We start from the raw sequence: 353 nt of genomic DNA on the forward strand, positions 1-353 counted from the left end.
TTTATACTTTTCTTTTATTTTTCTGTTGTTTTGGTTGTCATAGGGGAGAAAAGCCGATAGTTTCGGGATTTTCCCCGGCAACCGGCTCGGCAACGGGATAGCAACAGGGGATGCAACGGGCTGTCATTTTCAGAATGGAAGCTCCATCGGTTCTGTGACCTCCACAAAACCGTCCATCGTTTTTTCAGACGGGTTGCCGGAGTCCGTTGCCGGGTTTTCACGCTCCCAGCCCTTTTGTCTGCCATATTCTGAAAACATTCTTGGGTTCGGGAAGTACCGCCAGCCAGAAATGCACTGGTTCATAATCTCGTTGATTTCCCGGATTTCCCATTGCTTCGGCTCGTCAAAGGCAT

1 pseudogene is annotated in these 353 nt (G+C 49.0%); it reads right to left on the reverse strand.

Going from position 1 to position 353, the window contains the following annotated elements:
• Positions 1-129: 129 nt before the first annotated feature.
• Positions 130-353: pseudogene (locus LI164_RS15735) on the reverse strand (virulence-associated protein E); the annotation flags it as partial.

The organism is Dorea sp. 210702-DFI.3.125 (assembly GCF_020560945.1).
Classification (GTDB): domain Bacteria; phylum Bacillota; class Clostridia; order Lachnospirales; family Lachnospiraceae; genus Dorea; species Dorea formicigenerans.